Below are 18764 nucleotides of genomic sequence, written 5' to 3'. Positions count from 1 at the left end.
CGTGAACGCATGGCTACCAAGTCTTCGGCGCGCGGCAAAGCCTCCGCCCCCGCGCGTGGCGCGAGAGCGGGGTCGACCGCAAAAACCAGAGTGCTCGTCGAGGCCGCTGAACCAGAGAACGTGATGGTCAGGGCGTGGCTCGGTCTGTCACACGCGATCGGGGGAGGGGCGCGGGCGTTTCGTCCAGAACCCATGGCTCCCGAGGAGCGTCGTGACGGCATCCCGATGCTGCTTGTGACGCTCGCAATCGTGGGAGCAGTGATCGAATGGTTCTTGCTCGGCAATGCGGTGGCCACGCAGGTCAGCTCATGGAGTTTTGGTGGGCTGTTTGGTCGCGTGGCCTTCGGGATGCCGATCATCATGGTCGGTTTCGCCTTCTGGCTCTTCAATCATCCCTCTGGGGTGCACGACAATCGTCGCATCGCCATCGGCCTCGCGATCGCGATTCTGAGTGTGTCGGGGCTCGCGCATGTTTTGGGCGCACAGCCGCAGCCGTCGGAGGGGATGGTCGCTCTCGCGCAAGCTGGGGGGCTCCTCGGATGGATGGTGGGTGCACCGCTTGCGCTGCTCACCGTGTGGGTCGCCGTGCCCGTGCTTTCCGTGCTCGCGGCGCTCTCGGTGCTGATCATCACGAAGACCCCACCCAGTCGAGTATTCGCACGCATGCGTGAGGCGTACGGGTATCTTTTTGGCGCGCAAATCGACGAAGCCGAATCAGACGCACATGCCGCTGGGGGATCCACTGGGGAACGCTCGCGGCGCACATCGCGAGGCGACTCCGAGGTGTTCTTTGACCTCAACGAGACCGGGAACACCGGAGGGCTGCCCTGGTGGCGGCGCACCGAGTCGGGTCGTGAGGAAGAACCAGAGTACGCCTCCACCGAATCCGGTCTGACTGAAGTGTTGGGCGTCGACCCCGAGGCTGCGGCGAAGGGGGCCTTTGATACGGCGCTCGAAGCAGAGCAGCCGACCGACGTGTTTGCTGACGATCTGTTTGGTGGCAACGCCGCCGCGCCGACCTCGAGTGTTGCCGAAGATGTCGAGATCGCGCAGCTGCGGGGCGAGGCTGCCGCGACGACGACGTTCCAGGTGGCACAGCCGCACGAGAATGCGCAGCACCCCTACGTGCTTCCCGACCAGGGCACGCTCTCGCAGGGTGACCCGCCGAAGTCGCGTACGCAGGCGAATGACACGATCATGGCCTCCATCACCGATGTGCTGACGCAGTTCAACGTCGACGCGCAGGTCACCGGGTTTTCTCGCGGCCCGACGGTCACGCAGTACGAGGTGGCGCTCGGGCCCGGGGTGAAGGTTGAAAAGGTGACTGCGCTCACCAAGAACCTGGCGTACGCGGTTGCCTCGAATGAAATCCGTATCCTCTCGCCGATTCCGGGAAAGAGCGCGATCGGTATTGAGATCCCGAATCAGGATCGTGAGAACGTGGCACTCGGGGACGTGCTCCGCTCGGCGCGAGCCCAGCGCTCGCCTCACCCGATGACCATCGCCATTGGCAAGGATGTGAAGGGTGATTTCGTCGTCGCGAACCTCGCGAAGATGCCTCACTTGTTGGTCGCCGGCGCCACGGGGTCTGGCAAGTCAAGCTTCATCAACTCGATGATCACCAGCATTCTCATGCGCGCGACCCCTGCCGAAGTGAGAATGGTATTGGTCGACCCCAAACGGGTTGAGTTGACCGTGTATCAGGGTGTGCCGCACCTGATCACTCCCATCATCACGAATCCCAAGAAGGCCGCCGAGGCGCTGCAGTGGGTCGTGAAGGAAATGGACATGCGTTACGACGACCTGGCAAGCTTCGGGTTCCGTCATATCGACGATTTCAACGAGGCGGTGCGGTCAGGCTCGCTCGTGCTTCCCGAAGGCAGTCAGCGTGTGTTGAAGCCCTATCCCTACCTCTTGGTAGTGGTAGACGAGCTCGCCGATCTCATGCTTGTGGCTCCTCGCGACGTTGAAGATTCGATTCAGCGGATCACCCAGCTCGCGCGAGCGGCGGGGATCCACCTGGTGCTTGCGACCCAGCGCCCATCGGTCAACGTCGTCACCGGGGTGATCAAGTCAAACGTTCCGAGCCGCTACGCGTTCGCGGTGGCTTCCGGCACCGACTCTCGGGTGATTCTTGACGAGGTCGGGGCCGAACGACTTATTGGGCAGGGTGACGGGCTGCTCCTCCTGAATGGTGAATCGACGGCGATCCGCGTGCAGGGTGCGTGGGTCAACGAGGCCGAAATCGCCCGCGTTGTCGAACATGTCAAGACCCAGGCCCGACCGGAATACCGAGCCGACGTGGCTCAGGTCGTGGAAAAAAAGGAAGTCGACGCCGATATCGGCGACGACCTCGATGTCCTCCTGGCGGCCATTGAGCTCGTGGTCAGTTCGCAGTTCGGATCCACGTCGATGCTGCAGCGCAAGCTCCGCGTGGGGTTTGCCAAGGCGGGACGCCTGATGGATCTGATGGAGTCTCGCGACATCGTTGGTCCGTCTGAGGGTTCGAAGGCGCGCGATGTACTCGTCGCACCCGAGCAGCTCGCGGAGGTACTCGCGGGTGTCACTGGCAACGGGCCCACTCAGTCTTCGGCATCCGCATCAGGCGCTTCGGCATCCGCTCAGGTTTCGGTGCCCGCACCGGCTGCGGCGCAGGCACCCCAGAACTTGAGGGATGCCTCGTCTTCCCAAGCCTCGCAAGACTTTGACGTTGTGTCCGAAGCGGCGACCGATGTCATCGAGCCGCTCCGGGCTGACAGTTCCGGGTTCGGTGACGATCGTTATGACGACCCAATCACGCAGAAGTACACTGGCCTGGAAGAGGTCGACGGTGACGATGAAGACGCCTGGCAGCTCACCGGTCGCGACTAGGGTGAGAGTGTGACTCAACCACCGGCCAAGCCAAGCAACTGGAATGCACCGAATGTCATCACCGGCGCGAGGATCGTTGCCACGCCGTTCTTCGTCTGGATGCTTCTGGCGGATGACGGCCAGATGGGCCCACTTCGCTGGGCCGCCGCCGCCTTCTTCGTCGTAGCTATCGCGACGGATGCGTGGGACGGATACATCGCCCGTTCTCGCGGCCTGGTGACCGACCTCGGCAAACTCCTCGACCCCATTGCCGACAAGTTCTTGACCGGAGCCGCCCTCGTGGGCCTGTCTATCCTCGGTGAGCTTCCCTGGTGGATCACGGTTCTGGTGCTCGTCCGTGAGATCGGAATCACCGTGCACCGGCTGTTCGAAGCGCGTACCATCGTGGTCGCCGCAGCGTGGATGGGAAAGCTGAAGACCGTTGCACAATCGGTGGCCATTGCGCTGGCGCTCTTTCCGCTCGCCTCGCTGCTCGGTGACTGGGTCAACTGGGTGAACCTCGTGACCATGACGATCGCTGTGGCGCTGACAGTTGCGAGCGGCATCGATTACGTTGTGAATTTCGCCCGTCTGGGCCGCGCTGGGCAGGCTTCGGCCCGGCCGAGGTAGCTCACATGCCACACCGAATTGCCAAAGCAGGTGAGCTCGCGCGGGCGGTAGTACACAGAGCCGATGAGCTAGGCGTGAGATTCGCTGTTGCGGAGTCACTCACTGGGGGGCTGTTGTCGGCCACGATCGTGTCGGTACCCGGTGCTTCTCGGGTCTTTTCGGGTGGCATCGTGGCATATGACACCGCACTCAAGTCGTCACTTCTCGGCGTCGATGCCGCATTGCTGGCGGCTCGAGGACCGGTGGATCCCGAGGTCGCGACTCAGATGGCTCGTGGGGTGCGTCGCGCCTGTGCGGTGCCGCAGGGGCGCGCGAGCGTGCCGACGGAGGTTCAATTCGGAATCTCCACGACTGGAGTGGCCGGGCCTGACCCTGACCCGCAGACGGGCCAAGGTGTAGGCACGGTGTGGCTGGGCATCAGTTCCGGCCAGGGGGAGCGTGCCATGCTCTTCGAAATTAGCGGGAACCGGCAGGCGATTCGAGAAGCGACTGTTCGAGAGGCGCTACAACTCCTCCATGACGCGATCGGCGAGTGAATATGAGTCGACTTGGCTCAGATTCAGGAAATGCTCAGGAATACACCGCCTGTTCTCGCGGTTATTCCCAGTGACACCCGCCAGACTAGAGGTGTCACCCCGAGGCGCATTCCAGCGCATCAGCGGGTAGTCTGATAGGCATAGCCTCACGGTCGTGCAGAGCAAAGGAGGACGCGATGGTACTTGTTCGTCAGGAGATTGGCGATGTGCTGCGTGACTTCCGCCTGCAGAAGGGGCGCACCCTCCGTCAGGTAGCGGGCGAAGCGAGCGTTGCGCTTGGCTACCTCAGCGAGGTTGAGCGCGGCCAGAAGGAAGCCTCAAGTGAGATTCTCGCCGCGGTCGCAGATGCGCTAGATACGCCTCTCTCGGTCATCATGGGTGAAGTGAGTGAGCGGCTCGCGATGGTTGAAGGTCTGAGCGTTCAGCTTTCGTCTCGCGTGCCCGACACCGTTCCGGCGGATCTTGTCTCCGGATATCGACCTTCTCTGCTCGCAGGAAAGTAGTGCGGCTGAGCGAATTTCAGCGAGCAATGGCTGAGGAGTTCGGGGAGGTCTACTCCGGAGTTCTCTTGCGTGACTATTGGCTCGCGGAGTTTGAGGGAACCGCGCGGGACGCGCTCGATCGGGGCGTGCCGGCTCGACGTGTGTGGGATGCCTTGTGCGTCGAAATGCAGGTTCCCGAGCATCGTCGGTATGGCCGCGGCCTCAGGGACCCGCGAGAATGATCGCGCTGGCGTGCGATGGCTCACCCGGACTGTTCCGACACGCCGAGTGATACTTTCGAAAGTTTGTTCGAACATGGGTATTCTCGCTCCCAGGTGATCTTGTTGCCGTTCCTCTCCACACATTGCCACTTTCGACGCTGAGTGTCGGTGGTGCAATCTAGGGTCGGAAGCACGAGCCACCTACGCCTTGTCAGTTCTGAGTATTTCGCTCCGGACACGACAGCAGGTAGGCAGCAACCCGGCGACCCACGCCCCGACGGCAGGAGAACAAGCTCATGGCAGCACCCAAAGATCGCGAGAAAGCCCTTGAAATGGCGCTCGCGAATATTGACAAACAGTTCGGTAAGGGTGCGATCATGCGCCTCGGGAGCACAGATCGCCCGAAGGTTGAGGTCATCCCGACCGGCTCGATCGCTCTTGACGTCGCTCTCGGTATCGGTGGACTCCCGCGCGGCCGCATCGTGGAGATATATGGCCCCGAATCTTCGGGGAAGACGACACTCACGCTGCATGCCATCGCAAACGCGCAGCGCGCCGGCGGAATCGCCGCCTTCATTGATGCCGAGCACGCGCTCGACCCCGTATACGCAGAGAAACTGGGTGTTGACATCGACGCGCTCCTTGTGTCGCAGCCCGACACTGGTGAGCAGGCGTTGGAGATCACGGACATGCTGATTCGTTCGGGATCCGTGGATCTGGTGGTGGTCGACTCGGTGGCTGCACTGGTGCCGAAGGCCGAGATCGAGGGCGATATGGGTGATAGCCACGTCGGCTTGCAGGCACGCCTGATGTCACAGGCGCTCCGTAAGATCACCGGTGGCCTGAGCCAGACCAACACGACAGCAATCTTCATCAACCAGTTGCGGGAGAAGATTGGGGTGTTTTTCGGGAGTCCAGAAACTACGTCTGGTGGCAAAGCGCTGAAATTTTACGCATCAGTGCGCCTCGACATTCGTCGCATTCAAACGCTGAAAGACGGCACCGACGCAGTAGGCAACCGCACGCGTGTCAAGGTGGTAAAAAACAAGATGGCGCCGCCCTTTAAGCAGGCTGAATTCGACATTCTGTACGGCGTGGGCATCTCACGCGAAGGCTCACTGATCGATTTTGGCGTGGAGCATGGTCTCGTGAAGAAGAGCGGTGCCTGGTACACCTATGAAGGTGATCAGCTGGGACAGGGAATGGAGAATTCGCGTCGCTTCCTCATTCAGCACCCTGATATTGCCGCTGAGATAGAAGAGAAGATTCTCGTGAAGCTGGGCGTGAAAGACGACCCGAACGCTCCCGTGGTCGCGGCGGTCGAAGAAAGCCACGCAGAACCTCTTCGCGACGAGCGACTGGGCGCATAGCGCATCCTCATGGTGGTGCGTTTCCTGCCCGTTCCTCCGGCTTCGGAGCCTGAGAACAGAGATGACCGACGGGGCGACCGACCCGATCTCGCGGAGGTCATTGAGCTTCGATCCCGACTCCCGGAGGCGATTCGAGCCGGGGTCGAGACCCAGTACGCTCCTCGGCTGAATCCTCCCTTTGTGTCCGAGTCAGAGATTGGGTCCGAACCAGGAATTGAGTCGGAGTACGCGGGAGAGCCCGGATTCGAGACAGAGTCCGCACCTGAGCGAAGCACCCAGGAGGATGGTGTGCGGCTGCTCGCGCGCCGCGCGCTGTCCTCTGGGGAGCTTCGAAGAGATCTCCTGAACATCGGCCACCCGGCATGGGACATTGATGCGGCGATTGACGAGTTCGTCGCGAGTCTCTACCTCGACGATCTTGGCCTCGCTCGGAGAGTCACTGAGTCGCTCCGGGAGCGCAAAGGATCGAGCCGCAGCCAGATTCGGATGAAGCTCCGCGACCGCCTGATTCCTCAGGGTGTTATCGAGGAAGTGCTCGGTGAGCTCGATGATGACGAGGAGTTCGCGCTTCTCCGGACCGCGGCTGCGGAACGTGCACGGAAGATGAGTGGTCTCGATCGCCAGACCGCCGAGCGGCGGCTTCTCGGTTTTCTCGCACGCCGCGGCTGGTCAGGTGAATCGGCCTCGCGTGCCGCCCGTGAGGCACTGGATGGGCTTCGTTCCGGATCTGGAGTGCGGTTTCAATAGCGCCCCGAGCGCGGCTTGAGTCGTGACCCGAGCGCTCGGCCGCAGCACATTTCACGGTCGGTAGAATTGGGCACATGCCCTCTGCAGTTGTCACCCCCATAGCTCCGTCGTCCGCTGCACTTGGCCCTGATGGAACTCCGCGCAGTTACACGGTTCGCACCTTGGGTTGTCAGATGAACGTGCACGACTCAGAGCGATTGGCAGGTTCTCTTGAGGCCGCCGGCTATGTTGCAGCGAGCGTGCCCGATGAGGCCGACGTGGTGGTCATCAACACCTGCGCGGTGCGCGAAAATGCGGCGAATAAGCTCTACGGCAATCTCGGCATTCTCGCGAGCGTGAAGCGCGAGCGCGTAGGCATGCAAATCGCGGTCGGGGGTTGTCTCGCTCAGAAGGACCAGGGCACCATCGTGAAGAAGGCACCCTGGGTGGACGTGGTATTCGGCACCCACAACATGGGATCGCTGCCGGTCCTCCTCGAGCGAGCGCGGCACAACCAAGAAGCGCAGGTCGAGATTCTCGAGTCGCTCGAGGTGTTCCCCTCGACGCTCCCGACCAAGCGCGACTCAGCATCGAGCGGGTGGGTGTCCATTTCGGTCGGCTGCAACAATACCTGTACCTTCTGCATCGTTCCCGCCCTTCGAGGAAAGGAAAAGGATCGCAGGCCTGGCGAGATCTTGGCTGAGGTGCAGGCGCTCGTCGACGATGGTGCGATCGAAGTGACACTCCTGGGACAGAACGTCAACACCTACGGGGTGGAGTTCGGAGACCGTGAGGCCTTCGGCAAGCTCCTGCGCGCCATGGGAGACATCGAAGGGCTCGAACGGGTTCGCTTCACCAGCCCGCACCCCGCAGCGTTCACCGACGACGTGATTGCGGCAATGGCCGAGACTCCAAACGTCATGCCGCAACTGCACATGCCTCTGCAATCCGGCTCAGACGCGATCCTCAAGGCGATGCGACGTTCCTATCGGAGCACGAAGTTTCTCGGGATCCTTGACCGGGTACGTGCGCAAATTCCCAACGCCTCGATCACCACCGACATCATCGTGGGATTCCCGGGTGAGACCGACGAAGACTTCGAGGATACGATGCGCGTGGTGGAGGCCTCTCGGTTCTCGAGCGCGTACACGTTCCAATACTCGATCCGTCCGGGCACCCCAGCAGCCGAGATGGAACAGCAGATTCCGAAGGCGATCGTGCAGGAGCGCTACACGCGGCTGCACGCGTTGCAGGAGCGGATCTCCTTTGAGGAAAACCACGCACAGATCGGGCGCACCGTCGACGTTCTCGTCGCCGCGAGCGAGGGTCGTAAAGACGATGCCACCCGGCGCTTAACGGGCAGGGCCGAAGATAACCGGCTCGTGCACTTCGCCATCCCGGCGAATGCAGATGTCCCGCGTCCTGGCGATGTCGTCACGGTACAGGTCACGGGCGCGGCTCCGCACTTCATCATCGCCGACCCCGCAGCCGGTGGTCCCTATGCGGTGCGGCGCACACGAGCGGGCGACGCATGGGATCGACGAGAGGCCGACAGCTGTGCAGCTCCGGCACCCACCGACCTGAGCGGCGCTCCTCGGGCGGTCAGCCTCGGGCTCCCGACGCTTCGGGTGCTGTGACCGGTTCGCTCTGGGCCATCGTCGGTGCCACTGGTACCGGTAAGACCGCGCTGTCACTGGCACTCGCGGAGCAACTGGCAGCGTCGGGTCGCACGGCCGAGATCGTGAACGCGGATGCGATGCAGCTCTACCGCGGCATGAATATCGGCACGGCAAAGCTCGCCCCCGCGCACCGACGCGGAATCGTGCATCACTTGTTTGACGCGCTGGAACCCAGTCAGGAAGCCACCGTGGCCTGGTATCAGCCCACCGCGCGCGCACTCATCACTGAGATCCACGAGCGCGGTCATGATGCGATTGTGGTGGGCGGATCGGGCCTGTACGTCTCCAGCCTCATCTTCGACTTCCAATTTCCCCCTCGCGATGAGGCGCTTCGCGCCACGCTCGAGCGCGAGCTCACTGAGCTCGGGGTGGCGGCTCTCGCGCAGCGTTTGCGCGCGCTTGATCCGGTGGCGGCGGCTGCAGTCGACTCGCGGAACGGACGACGCGTGGTTCGCGCGCTTGAGGTGGCTGCGCTGGGCGAGAGGGCCCACGGAACCCTACCTCAGGTGCCCGAGTACTGGCGTACGCACACCCGCACGATCGCCGTGCACGCCGAGCGCGCTGACCTGGTGAGGAGGCTCGACCGACGCGTCGAGCAGATGTGGTCGGACGGGCTCCTGGAAGAGGTGCGCGCCCTTATTCCCCACGGCATAGAGCACGGAAAGACCGCCTCCCGCGCCATTGGGTATGCGCAGGCACTCGCGCAGCTCGCTGGTGAGAAAACCGAGGCCGTGGCGATCGCCGAGACACAGGCGCTCACGCGCCGTTACGCGCGACGGCAGGTGAGCTGGTTTAAGCGCTACCCCGACATTGAGTGGATCGCCTCGCCCGACCCTGAGCTGATCTCCCCGCAGCCCACCACCGCCGGCTGATCAGTTCACGACGCAGCGTCCACAGGTCCGGTTCGTCGGGCAAGCTTCCAGCCATGTGAACTCCCGTTTACGTCGCTGGAATAGACTTCGCCGCATGAGCCACGCTGATTCGCAGGAAGCCCTGAACCGGGCAGCATTCGCCGCGCCCGAACGCACGCTGATCGACATCCTGCGTCAGTCGACCCTTGCCCATCCCGACGCGTCCGCGCTTGACGCGGGGGCGGGGGCGCTCAGTTATCGTGAGTTGCTCGCCGCGGTCGAACTCCTCGCAGGCGAGTTGAGAACTGAGGGGGTCCGGCCAGGAGACCGGGTGGGCGTTCGGATTGATTCCGGCTCGGCAGACCTCTACATCGCCATTCTCGCGATCATGTTCGCCGGGGCAGCCTACGTGCCGGTCGATGCCGACGATACCGACGAGCGGGCTCGGCTGGTCTTCGGTGAAGCAGACGTCGCCGGGATCGTGGGAAACGGCCCGCAGTACGTGCGGAGCACCCGCCCGGGGATTCGCGAGGAAGCCTCCGTGGCTGACTCGGGGCCAGTGGATCCAGCAGGCGAGGACGGCGCAGCAGTTCGTCAGGGAGCTCAGGCCGGACCGGATCCAAAGCCGGATGACGACGCCTGGGTCATCTTCACGTCGGGTTCGACCGGGGTACCCAAGGGTGTCGCGGTCACGCACCGATCGGCGGCCGCGTTCGTCGACGCCGAGGCGCGCATGTTCGTGCAGTCTCGCCCGCTCGGTCCCGGCGACCGGGTGCTCGCTGGCCTCTCGGTCGCGTTTGATGCTTCGTGCGAAGAGATGTGGTTGGCCTGGCGTCACGCCGCGTGCCTGGTGCCCGCTCCGCGTGCGCTCGTGCGGGCGGGAGAGGACCTGGCCCAGTGGCTCGTGCGCCAGGGCATCACGGTGGTCTCCACGGTGCCAACACTCGCTGCCATGTGGCCGCGCGAGGCGATTGAAAACGTCCGACTCCTGATCTTTGGGGGAGAGGCGTGCCCGCCCGAACTCGCGGCCAGGCTCGTCGATGAAGATCGAGAGGTGTGGAACACCTACGGCCCCACCGAGGCGACGGTCGTCGCGTGCGGCTGTCGCCTTGACGGCGCCTCCCCGGTGCGCATCGGACTGCCGCTCGACGGGTGGGATCTTGCGGTGGTCGATCCAGGCGGTTTCCGCGTTGCTCCGGGGGAATCGGGTGAACTCATCATCGGAGGAGTGGGTCTTGCCCGGTACCTCGATCCTGCCAAGGATGCCGAGAAGTACGCGCCAATGCCGACGCTGGGCTGGGAGCGTGCGTATCGTTCCGGCGACCTGGTGAAGTATGAGCCTGAGGGGCTGCTCTTTCTGGGGCGCGCGGACGACCAGGTGAAGGTTGGGGGTCGACGCATCGAGCTCGGCGAGGTCGAATCGGCGTTGCAGGATCTTCCCGGCGTGACGGCCGCGGCCGTGGCCGTGCGCACCAGTGAGTCCGGGGTGCCGCTGCTCGTCGGCTACCTGGTGGTCGAGAGCGAGACGCCATTTGATCGGACGCACGCCCGAAGCTCTCTCGCTGGCAGGCTGGCCGCCGGCGTGATGCCACTGCTCGCGGTGGTCGAAGACTTGCCCATGCGTACCTCCGGCAAGGTAGATCGGGATGCCCTCCCATGGCCGCTGCCTGGAGTCGAGGAACCGATGCCTGAGGAATTCACCGAGACTGAACGCTGGCTGGGCGAACAGTGGCAGGCGGTCTTAGGTATCGCCCCGAACTCGGCACAGGCGGATTTCTTCGACCTCGGCGGCGGATCCCTCACCGCAGCGCAGCTCGTCTCTCGCATCCGCACGCGAGTACCTGAGTACTCCGTCGCCGATGTCTACGATGTGCCCAGGCTGTCGGCCATGGCAAAGGCCATCGCCGCGGTGGAGGAGGTGAGCGACCCCGCGAGTTTTCACTCGCCCGAACCCACGTCAAAAGGTACCCAGTGGGTGCAGAGCATCGCCGGCGTGCCATTGTTCCTGGTTAGCGGGCTGCGGTGGCTCATCTACATCCTCACCGCGGGAACGATCCTGAACTTGACCACGGGCTTTGAGGCGCTGCCGAGCGCGCCGATCTGGGTGCTGCTCTTCGGTATTGTGCTGATCCTGACACCGTTCGGTCGCATGGCCATCGCCGCGCTCGCCGCACGAGTGTTGCTCGCAGGGGTCTCCCCCGGGGACTACCCTCGGGGCGGGTTCGTGCACATGCGGCTGTGGCTGGCCGAACACTTCGCCGATCAGATCGATGCCGTCGGAAGCGCGGGAGCCCCCTGGGTGATGCTCTACGCGCGCGCGCTGGGAGCCAAGATTTCGCGAGACGTCAACCTGCACACGCTGCCGCCCATCACCGGGATGCTCGAGATTGGGCGGGGATCCGCAATCGAGCCTGAAGTCGATCTCAGCGGTTACTGGATTGACGGCGATGTGCTCCGGGTCGGCAGGGTGCAGATCGGCGAGCATGTCACGATCGGGGCACGATCGGTGCTGGCTCCGGGAACCCGCATTGATGACGGTGCGGAGATCGCTCCGGGCTCGGCGGTCTTCGGTCGGGTGAAGGCGAATCAGACCTGGGCCGGTTCACCCGCGGTGCGGGTCGGAGGAACCTCGGTTCGGTGGCCCGAGGCGCCCCCGCGTCAGTCGCCCCTCTGGCGCGCGGCCTATGCGTTCTCCTCTCTGGGACTCGCACTGCTCCCATTCGTGTCGTTCGCGGCCGGGGGCGGGCTCGTGGCACTCGCGGTACGCGGCCAGGGCACGCTCCCCGAGATCTACGGCCTGGCACTCCTGGCGCTCGTGCCCGCGGTTCTCGTTGCCGGCTTCATCTACGCCGGTGCCGTCGTCGTGCTGGTGCGCCTCCTCGCGCTCGGGCTCCGCGAGGGAACCTTCCCTGTGCACAGTCGTGTCGGCTGGCAGGTGTGGACCACCGAGCGACTGCTAGACGCGGCCCGCACCTTCCTCTTTCCGCTCTACTCCAGCCTGTTCACCCCGGTGTGGCTGCGCCTGCTGGGAGCGACCGTCGGCAAGAACGTCGAGGCATCCACCGTGTTGTTGCTTCCGTGCATGACACGCATTGACGACGGTGCGTTTCTCGCGGACGACACGATGGTGGCCTCGTACGAACTCCACCGCGGGTGGATGCGGATCGGCCCGGTACGCATCGGCAAGCGCGCATTCCTAGGCAACTCCGGGATGGCCGGCCCGGGGCACCGAGTCGCCAAGGATTCACTCGTCGCGGTGCTCTCCGTCGCCCCGGAGAAGTCGAAATCGGGCTCATCCTGGCTCGGTTCCCCCGCGGTGAGGCTGCGCCGAGTGGCGCAAACGGGTGACGATACCCGCACCTTCAACCCCGGCGCGAAGTTGCGGATCGCGCGTGCGCTGTGGGAACTCGGCAGACTTGTGCCGGTCTTTGTGACCGCGGCACTCGGCTTGAGTGTCTTGCTCGTCATGGCATGGCTGTGGCAGTCGCTGGGGCCCGTGTGGATCCTGCTGCTGTCAGGAGTCGTGATGCTCGTTGCGGGTGCGGTCGCTGCCGCGATCACCACGCTCGCAAAGTGGATCATCGTCGGCGTGATTCGCGCCGGTGAGGCACCGCTGTGGTCTAGCTTCGTCTGGCGCACCGAGGTCTCCGACACCTTCACGGAGATGGTGGCGGCACCGTGGTTTGCCCGTGCGGCATCTGGCACACCGGCGCTGGCGCTCTGGCTGCGTTCGCTGGGTGCACGCATCGGTACCGGGGTCTGGTGCGAATCCTATTGGCTCCCAGAGCCGGATCTCGTCACGCTGGGTGCCGGATCCACTGTCAACCGCGGGTGCGTTGTACAGACCCACCTCTTTCATGATCGAATTATGAGCATGGACACCGTCGAACTCGAACCCGGGGCAACGCTCGGGCCCCACAGCGTGATTCTGCCCGCTGCCACCATTGGCGCGAACGCGACGGTGGGGCCGGCCTCGCTCGTCATGCGTGGGGAGACCGTGCCGGTGGGATCTCGCTGGAGCGGCAACCCAATCGGGCCGTGGAAAGCGGTCAAGGTGCGCGCCTACCAGACCACGAAATAATGGGTGACCAATACACGCCCAATAGCGGAGACTCCCGGTACGAGGTCGCGCGATACGCACTCGACCTCACGTACACGCCGCGAACGAACCGGCTGTCCGGCACGGCGAGACTGACGATCACAATCGTGGAACGCACGAGCGCGATCCGCCTCGACCTGGTCGGGCTTCGGGCCAAGAAGGTGCGGGTGAATGGGGCACCCCACCGCGACGTGAAACAGACCGACCACGCACTCGTCGTGAAGTTTGCAGAGGCCCGCGAAGCGGGAGCCACGCTGGTCGTCGAGATTCAGTACGCGGGGAGCCCAGCTCCGCGCCGCTCGCATTGGGGGCAGCTGGGGTGGGAAGAACTCGAAAACGGGGCGCTTGTCGCCGCCCAGCCCACCGGGGCACCGACCTGGTTTCCGTGCAACGATCGCATTGCCAACCGCGCGACCTACGAGATCCGTTTCACCACAGATGCCGAATTCTTCGTCGCGATCAGCGGGGTGCCCGGAGAGGTCACCCAGCGCGGGGGCACGCGAACCTGGTCGTTCACGAGCGAGGTACCGACGGCGACCTATCTCGTCGCCGCGCACGTGGGGCAGTATGCGGAGTTTCCCCTCAACATCCCGCTGCGTTCGGGGGCGACGGTCGGTCGACTCGTGACACCGCGCCGTCAGGCACCCGAGATGCTGCGCGCGTTCGCTCCGATGGTCGACATGGTGCGCGAGTTCGAAACGTGGTTCGGGCCCTACCCACAGGAGGACCTGACGGTGGTGGTGGTGGAGGAGGAGCTTGAGATCCCCCTCGAATCGCAGGGCCTCGTGACCTTCGGGTCGAACCATGCTGCAGCCGCCGAACAGCGACTCCTGGCGCATGAGCTTGCGCACCAGTGGTTCGGGAACAGCGTGGCGATTTCACGTTGGAAGGACATCTGGCTGAACGAGGGGTTTTGCTGCTTCTCCGAGTGGATCTGGGCCGAAGCCTCGGGCCGCCAGACGATCGCCCAGTGCGCACAGGAGCACCATGAGCTGCTCTCGGCACTGCCGCAGGATCTACTACTTTCGAATCCCGGCGCGGCCGACATGTTCGACGACCGCGTCTACAAGCGGGGGGCGCTGCTCCTGGAGGCTCTCCGGCGAACCCTGGGAGACGCGAAGTTTCGTGCGCTTCTGCTGGCCTGGTCCACGGAAAACTCCCACCGCCAAGTGCGCAGCGAAGATTTCCTGAGGTTGGCGCAATCATTCACCGCAGAACCGCTCGAAGGCCTGTGGCACAGCTGGCTCCTCGACGAGAAGCTTCCGAAGCTGCCGAAGCCTTCCAAGCTTCCGAAGGGTGACAGAGTGCCCAAGGCCCAGAAAGCACTCACGCCCCTCAACCAGCTGAAGCCGACGAAGGCGGGAAAGTAGCGGGCGCATCCGGTGACGGGGTGGCGGCGGCGAGCGCCACGCTGATGAGCGCGGTTCCGTGCTTGCCGGGCAGGGTCAGCGTGAGGTCGACTCCGCGCAGTTCTGGGAGACCGGGCATCGGCGGGGCGATCCACCCGTGTGCATCACCGGTGCAGTCGAGCGCGCGCACCTCGTCTCGCAGACCGGTGCGCCTGGCCTTGGCGACCGCCTCAAGCCGTGTCCAGTCGCACAGCTCCGCGCTGCCGATCGCCTCGGAAATGGCTCGTCTTCGATCTCCCGAATCGATCTCTGCGTCAATGCCAAAGGCCACAGTCAGGGCCGGTGCCGCTCCCACGACGACGAGCGTGCCCGCGTAGGTCATGCTGACGAGGGGGGCAGGGCCGCGGGGGAGCCGTGCCTGTACTGGGCCGTGTGCGCCTCCACACTCCGGGCACACTGAGGAAAAGCGCGACTCTTCGCCCAGCAACTCGCGCAGCAGTGATCGTGCCAGCGCGTGACGGTCTTGCGTGGGCGTGGCGAGCTGCCAGGCGAGGGTCGCTCCGAGTGCTGACAGCCGGTTCCCGTGGAGTTGATCACCTCGTTCGCCCATGCCGCGATGCTAGCAAGCCAGGGCCGAGGGTGGCCCAGCGGATGCGCGGGGGCCACCCTTTAGACTTGAGGCATGCCCTCTCTGACGTTCACCAAAGGCCATGGCACAGGGAACGACTTCGTGCTCTTTACCGATCCAGACGGCGAGTTGACGCTCACCCCCGAACAGATCAGGTTTCTGTGCGATCGACATTTTGGCATCGGGGCAGACGGCATCATTCGCGCGGTTCGCTCACGCGCACTCCCCGAGGGTGCAGCTGTGCTTGCCGAAGAGCCGGCAGCCGAATGGTTCATGGATTACTGGAATGCCGACGGCACGCCCGCTGAAATGTGCGGAAATGGCATTCGCGTCTACGCCCACTACCTCATCACCGAAGGGCTGGTGACACCTGAGCGGCGCGACACCCTTCCCATCGGCACGCGTGCCGGGGTGAAAGACGTGCTCGCTGGCGTGTCTGGCTACACGGTGGATCTCGGGAGGTGGCGTCTCACCGAGGAGTACCTGGTCGCCGCGCGCGGGTTGCACGTGCCGAGGCCCGGCCAGGGCATAGACCTCGGGAATCCGCACGTGGTGACGGCGCTCGCCGCCGATGCCAAGCTCGACGGTCTGGAGCTCAGCGACGCGCCGACGCTGGATCCAGCGCCCGAGTCGGGCGCGAACGTCGAGTTCGTCGTGCCGGAGGAACCGCTCATCAAAGACGGTGTCGCCCGAATTCGCATGCGGGTGCATGAGCGCGGCTCTGGCGAGACCCTCTCGTGCGGCACGGGAACTGCGGCCGCGGCGCTTGCCTTCCGCTATTGGGGAGGCGAGGGGATGCCCAATCACTGGAGCGTAGAGGTTCCCGGCGGTCGGCTCGCGGTGCGCATGTTTCCGACCGAGGAGGGGGAGCACGTGTCGCTGTCGGGGCCAGCTGAACTCGTCTATCGCGGCACGATCGAGTTGCCTGAATAGGTCTCTAGTCTTTGACGGCTCTGATGACCGAAAACCCCTTGTCGCGCGCGATGCGGGTGACAGAGAGCTCAGGAAACTCGGCCGCGATCCACGCTTGAAGCGAATCGGCCCCCAGATGCTTCGCGACAACGAGGGTGGCGGATCCACCGGGCGCAAGTCGCGGGAGCCACTGCGCGAGGAGCGCGTGCAGCGCCTGCTTGCCGATGCGAATCGGAGGGTTCGAGTGGATCTCAGCAAATTCAACGGCTGTCGGTACGTCAGCCGGTGCGGCAACCCGCAGATTTTCCAGGCCCAGGCGCGCGGCGTTTGCTGATGCGAGTGACCGCGCCCGTTCGTTGATGTCGACCGCCCAGATCTCCGCATCTGGGTGGGATAGCGCCGCGGAAAGGGCGATGGGACCCCATCCGCACCCGAGGTCGAGGAGCGGTCCCGTGAGGGGTGTCGCGCCGTGCGATGCCTTCTCCAGGGTGCGAAGCAGCACAGCGGTTCCCTGGTCGAGGTGCTCGGGGCTGAAGACGCCGCCCGCGGTCACGAGCAGCCTGGGCGCTCCGGCGAGCTCAACCTCGATCTCGCGCTGCCTGGCATCGCCGACTGGGGATTCTGAGAAGTAGTGCTGTGTCACCGACCCAGTATCTCAGTCTCACCGGGCGCGTGCCCCACGGGTGTGGTGCGCTGTGGGTGAACAGCAGGGCCGAAGACCACGTCCCGACTTAGACTGGAATTCAGATGACCAAATCAGAATCGCCCTCCACAGCAGCGGATCAGCCGAACACCCCAGCGTCGCACGACCCTGGAGATCCGCTTGACCGGGTGTTGGCGCGCGCCCAGGGTGCAGGCCACGCCACGGTGATTCGCGACCTCACCGGCGGCGCGCAGGCGCTCGGCGATGAAGTTCACGACCAATTGGGGAAGGACCTCGACTCGATTCGGCTCGAACGCGAAGAACGCGCGTCGCTCAAGCGTGTGCCCGGGCTCTCGACCGAACTCGAAGACGTCACGGAGGTCGAGTACCGGCAGCTGCGACTGGAAAATGTCATTCTGATTGGTGTCTACAGCTCCAATGGGAAGCATGGGCAGGAGGACGCTGAGAACTCGCTGCGCGAGCTCGCGGCGCTCGCTGAGACTGCCGGGGCGCGAGTCATCGACGGCTTGCTCCAGCGTCGGGCAAACCCTGATCCGGCGACCTACTTCGGCAAGGGGAAGGCACAAGAGCTTGCCGAGATGGTGGCGGCGGAGGGTGCTGACACCGTTGTTGCTGACACCGAACTCGCGCCGAGCCAGCGCCGAGCACTCGAAGATGTCGTGAAGGTCAAGGTGATCGACCGTACCGCGGTGATCCTCGATATTTTCAGCCAGCACGCGAAGAGTCGCGAAGGTAAGGCTCAGGTTGAGCTCGCACAATTGCGGTACTTGCTGCCGCGCCTGCGCGGCTGGGGCGACTCGATGTCGCGGCAGGCAGGCGGGCAAGTGGGCGCTGCCGGGGCCGGCATGGGTTCACGCGGTCCGGGTGAAACCAAGATCGAGCTTGATCGGCGCCGCATCAACACGCGAATGGCGAAGCTGCGCAAGCAGATCGCTGAGTTCGCTCCGGCGCGCGAGGCCAAGCGAGCGAACCGCAAACGCGGCGAGGTGCCATCGGTCGCAATCGCTGGCTACACCAACGCCGGGAAATCGAGCCTGCTCAACCGACTCACGGGCGCGGAGGCGCTCGTGCAGAACCAACTCTTTGCCACTCTCGACACCACGGTGCGACACGCGGAAACCTCGGATGGTCGCAGTTACACCTTTACTGACACCGTTGGGTTTGTCAGGAGCCTGCCGCATCAGCTCGTTGAAGCGTTCCGTTCCACCTTCGAGGAGGTGGCCGGGGCCGACGTGATCGTGCACGTGGTTGATGCGTCCCACCCCGAACCGGAGGCGCAGCTGAAGACCGTGCGCCAGGTGATCGCTGAGGTCGAGGCGCAGTCGATCCCCGAAATCGTGGTCTTCAACAAGGCCGATCTGATCGACGATACACAGCGGCTGGTGCTGCACGGGCTCGCACCCGACGCGGTGTTCGTCTCCGCCCGTACCGGCGAGGGCATCGCCGAGCTGAAGGCCCGAATCGACGCGACGCTGCCCGTTCCCGATCGAGAAGTGACCGTCATCGTGCCCTACGAACGAGGCGACCTCGTTGCCGAGCTGCACGAGCGAAACCGGGTACTCGAGACGGAGTACGTCGAGGAAGGCACCCGTGTTCGGGCATACGTAAGCGGAGAAACGCTCGCCAAGCTTGACCCGTTTATTCTGAACACCCCTGCTTCCGCCTAGTCAGGCCGTCGCGGCCGCCTGGCGCATGTCTTCGGAACCAGTAGTTTCGCCGAGGTCATATTTCTGCCGACTGTTGCAGTCGGTTTCGAGCGGGCGGATC

At 64.3% G+C, this 18764-nt stretch carries 15 protein-coding genes; 13 read left to right on the top strand and 2 right to left on the bottom strand.

Features of this window, described 5'->3' with window-relative positions:
• Positions 1-9 precede the first annotated feature (9 nt).
• The 11 genes from ACR0R4_RS09005 (at position 10) to ACR0R4_RS08955 (ending at position 14814) form a co-directional block, all read left to right on the top strand.
• Positions 10-2871: an FtsK/SpoIIIE family DNA translocase gene (locus ACR0R4_RS09005; protein WP_433647029.1), complete on the top strand. Its 2862-nt coding sequence runs from the start codon at positions 10-12 to the stop codon at positions 2869-2871.
• Positions 2872-2880: 9 nt separating this feature from the next.
• Positions 2881-3480 carry a CDP-diacylglycerol--glycerol-3-phosphate 3-phosphatidyltransferase gene (gene pgsA / locus ACR0R4_RS09000; RefSeq protein WP_433647028.1) on the top strand — a complete coding sequence of 200 codons (600 nt, stop codon included), beginning with the start codon at positions 2881-2883 and terminating at the stop codon, positions 3478-3480.
• A gap of 5 nt (positions 3481-3485) precedes the next feature.
• The gene (locus ACR0R4_RS08995) at positions 3486-4016 is read left to right on the top strand and encodes a CinA family protein (RefSeq protein WP_433647027.1); all 531 of its coding nucleotides are present in this window, start codon (positions 3486-3488) and stop codon (positions 4014-4016) included.
• 176 nt (positions 4017-4192) lie between these two features.
• Positions 4193-4519, top strand: a complete 327-nt coding sequence (locus ACR0R4_RS08990) for a helix-turn-helix domain-containing protein (protein WP_433647026.1) — start codon at positions 4193-4195, stop codon at positions 4517-4519.
• Positions 4519-4740: a DUF3046 domain-containing protein gene (locus tag ACR0R4_RS08985; protein ID WP_433647025.1), complete on the top strand. Its 222-nt coding sequence runs from the start codon at positions 4519-4521 to the stop codon at positions 4738-4740. The genes ACR0R4_RS08990 and ACR0R4_RS08985 overlap by 1 nt, the downstream gene beginning before the upstream one ends.
• 275 nt (positions 4741-5015) lie before the next feature.
• Positions 5016-6089 (top strand): recombinase RecA, encoded by a 1074-nt coding sequence (gene recA / locus ACR0R4_RS08980; protein ID WP_433647024.1) that lies wholly within the window; start codon positions 5016-5018, stop codon positions 6087-6089.
• A 9-nt stretch (positions 6090-6098) separates the two neighbouring features.
• On the top strand, positions 6099-6836 hold the full coding sequence (locus tag ACR0R4_RS08975; protein WP_433647023.1) for a regulatory protein RecX: 738 nt from the start codon (positions 6099-6101) through the stop codon (positions 6834-6836).
• Positions 6837-6910: 74 nt separating this feature from the next.
• Positions 6911-8452: a tRNA (N6-isopentenyl adenosine(37)-C2)-methylthiotransferase MiaB gene (gene miaB, locus ACR0R4_RS08970; RefSeq protein WP_433647022.1), complete on the top strand. Its 1542-nt coding sequence runs from the start codon at positions 6911-6913 to the stop codon at positions 8450-8452.
• Complete coding sequence (gene miaA, locus ACR0R4_RS08965; protein ID WP_433647021.1) at positions 8449-9366, top strand: tRNA (adenosine(37)-N6)-dimethylallyltransferase MiaA; 918 nt, start codon at positions 8449-8451, stop codon at positions 9364-9366. The genes miaB and miaA overlap by 4 nt, the downstream gene beginning before the upstream one ends.
• Before the next feature lie 94 nt (positions 9367-9460).
• Complete coding sequence (locus tag ACR0R4_RS08960) at positions 9461-13426, top strand: Pls/PosA family non-ribosomal peptide synthetase (protein WP_433647020.1); 3966 nt, start codon at positions 9461-9463, stop codon at positions 13424-13426.
• Positions 13426-14814, top strand: coding sequence for a M1 family metallopeptidase (locus tag ACR0R4_RS08955; RefSeq protein WP_433647019.1), 1389 nt, complete (start codon positions 13426-13428; stop codon positions 14812-14814). The genes ACR0R4_RS08960 and ACR0R4_RS08955 overlap by 1 nt, the downstream gene beginning before the upstream one ends.
• On the opposite strand, the gene ACR0R4_RS08950 is transcribed toward ACR0R4_RS08955, so the two are convergent.
• The gene (locus ACR0R4_RS08950; RefSeq protein ID WP_433647018.1) at positions 14780-15403 is read right to left on the bottom strand and encodes a 4'-phosphopantetheinyl transferase family protein; all 624 of its coding nucleotides are present in this window, start codon (positions 15401-15403) and stop codon (positions 14780-14782) included. The genes ACR0R4_RS08955 and ACR0R4_RS08950 overlap by 35 nt on opposite strands.
• A gap of 72 nt (positions 15404-15475) precedes the next feature.
• Here ACR0R4_RS08950 and dapF point away from each other — a divergent pair, with 72 nt between their 5' ends.
• On the top strand, positions 15476-16354 hold the full coding sequence (dapF, locus tag ACR0R4_RS08945) for a diaminopimelate epimerase (RefSeq protein ID WP_433647017.1): 879 nt from the start codon (positions 15476-15478) through the stop codon (positions 16352-16354).
• A gap of 4 nt (positions 16355-16358) precedes the next feature.
• Here dapF and ACR0R4_RS08940 read toward each other — a convergent pair whose 3' ends face one another.
• Positions 16359-16976 carry a class I SAM-dependent methyltransferase gene (locus ACR0R4_RS08940; protein ID WP_433647016.1) on the bottom strand — a complete coding sequence of 206 codons (618 nt, stop codon included), beginning with the start codon at positions 16974-16976 and terminating at the stop codon, positions 16359-16361.
• A 104-nt stretch (positions 16977-17080) separates the two neighbouring features.
• Here ACR0R4_RS08940 and hflX point away from each other — a divergent pair, with 104 nt between their 5' ends.
• On the top strand, positions 17081-18664 hold the full coding sequence (hflX, locus tag ACR0R4_RS08935) for a GTPase HflX (RefSeq protein ID WP_433647015.1): 1584 nt from the start codon (positions 17081-17083) through the stop codon (positions 18662-18664).
• The last annotated feature ends 100 nt before the right edge of the window (positions 18665-18764 follow it).

It is taken from the genome of Leucobacter fengyongliangi (assembly GCF_050971685.1).
Classification (GTDB): domain Bacteria; phylum Actinomycetota; class Actinomycetes; order Actinomycetales; family Microbacteriaceae; genus Leucobacter.
Note: the sequence above shows the minus strand (reverse complement) of the source record. Positions and strands in the feature narration are given on the sequence as shown.

Coding starts and splice junctions, on each gene's coding strand:
- ACR0R4_RS09005 (WP_433647029.1), top strand. CDS start 10: ATGGCTACCAAGTCTTCGGCGCGCGGCAAAGCCTCCGCCCCCGCGCGT.
- ACR0R4_RS08995 (WP_433647027.1), top strand. CDS start 3,486: ATGCCACACCGAATTGCCAAAGCAGGTGAGCTCGCGCGGGCGGTAGTA.
- ACR0R4_RS08990 (WP_433647026.1), top strand. CDS start 4,193: ATGGTACTTGTTCGTCAGGAGATTGGCGATGTGCTGCGTGACTTCCGC.
- recA (WP_433647024.1), top strand. CDS start 5,016: ATGGCAGCACCCAAAGATCGCGAGAAAGCCCTTGAAATGGCGCTCGCG.
- ACR0R4_RS08975 (WP_433647023.1), top strand. CDS start 6,099: ATGGTGGTGCGTTTCCTGCCCGTTCCTCCGGCTTCGGAGCCTGAGAAC.
- miaB (WP_433647022.1), top strand. CDS start 6,911: ATGCCCTCTGCAGTTGTCACCCCCATAGCTCCGTCGTCCGCTGCACTT.
- ACR0R4_RS08960 (WP_433647020.1), top strand. CDS start 9,461: ATGAGCCACGCTGATTCGCAGGAAGCCCTGAACCGGGCAGCATTCGCC.
- ACR0R4_RS08955 (WP_433647019.1), top strand. CDS start 13,426: ATGGGTGACCAATACACGCCCAATAGCGGAGACTCCCGGTACGAGGTC.
- ACR0R4_RS08950 (WP_433647018.1), bottom strand. CDS start 15,403: ATGGGCGAACGAGGTGATCAACTCCACGGGAACCGGCTGTCAGCACTC.
- dapF (WP_433647017.1), top strand. CDS start 15,476: ATGCCCTCTCTGACGTTCACCAAAGGCCATGGCACAGGGAACGACTTC.
- hflX (WP_433647015.1), top strand. CDS start 17,081: ATGACCAAATCAGAATCGCCCTCCACAGCAGCGGATCAGCCGAACACC.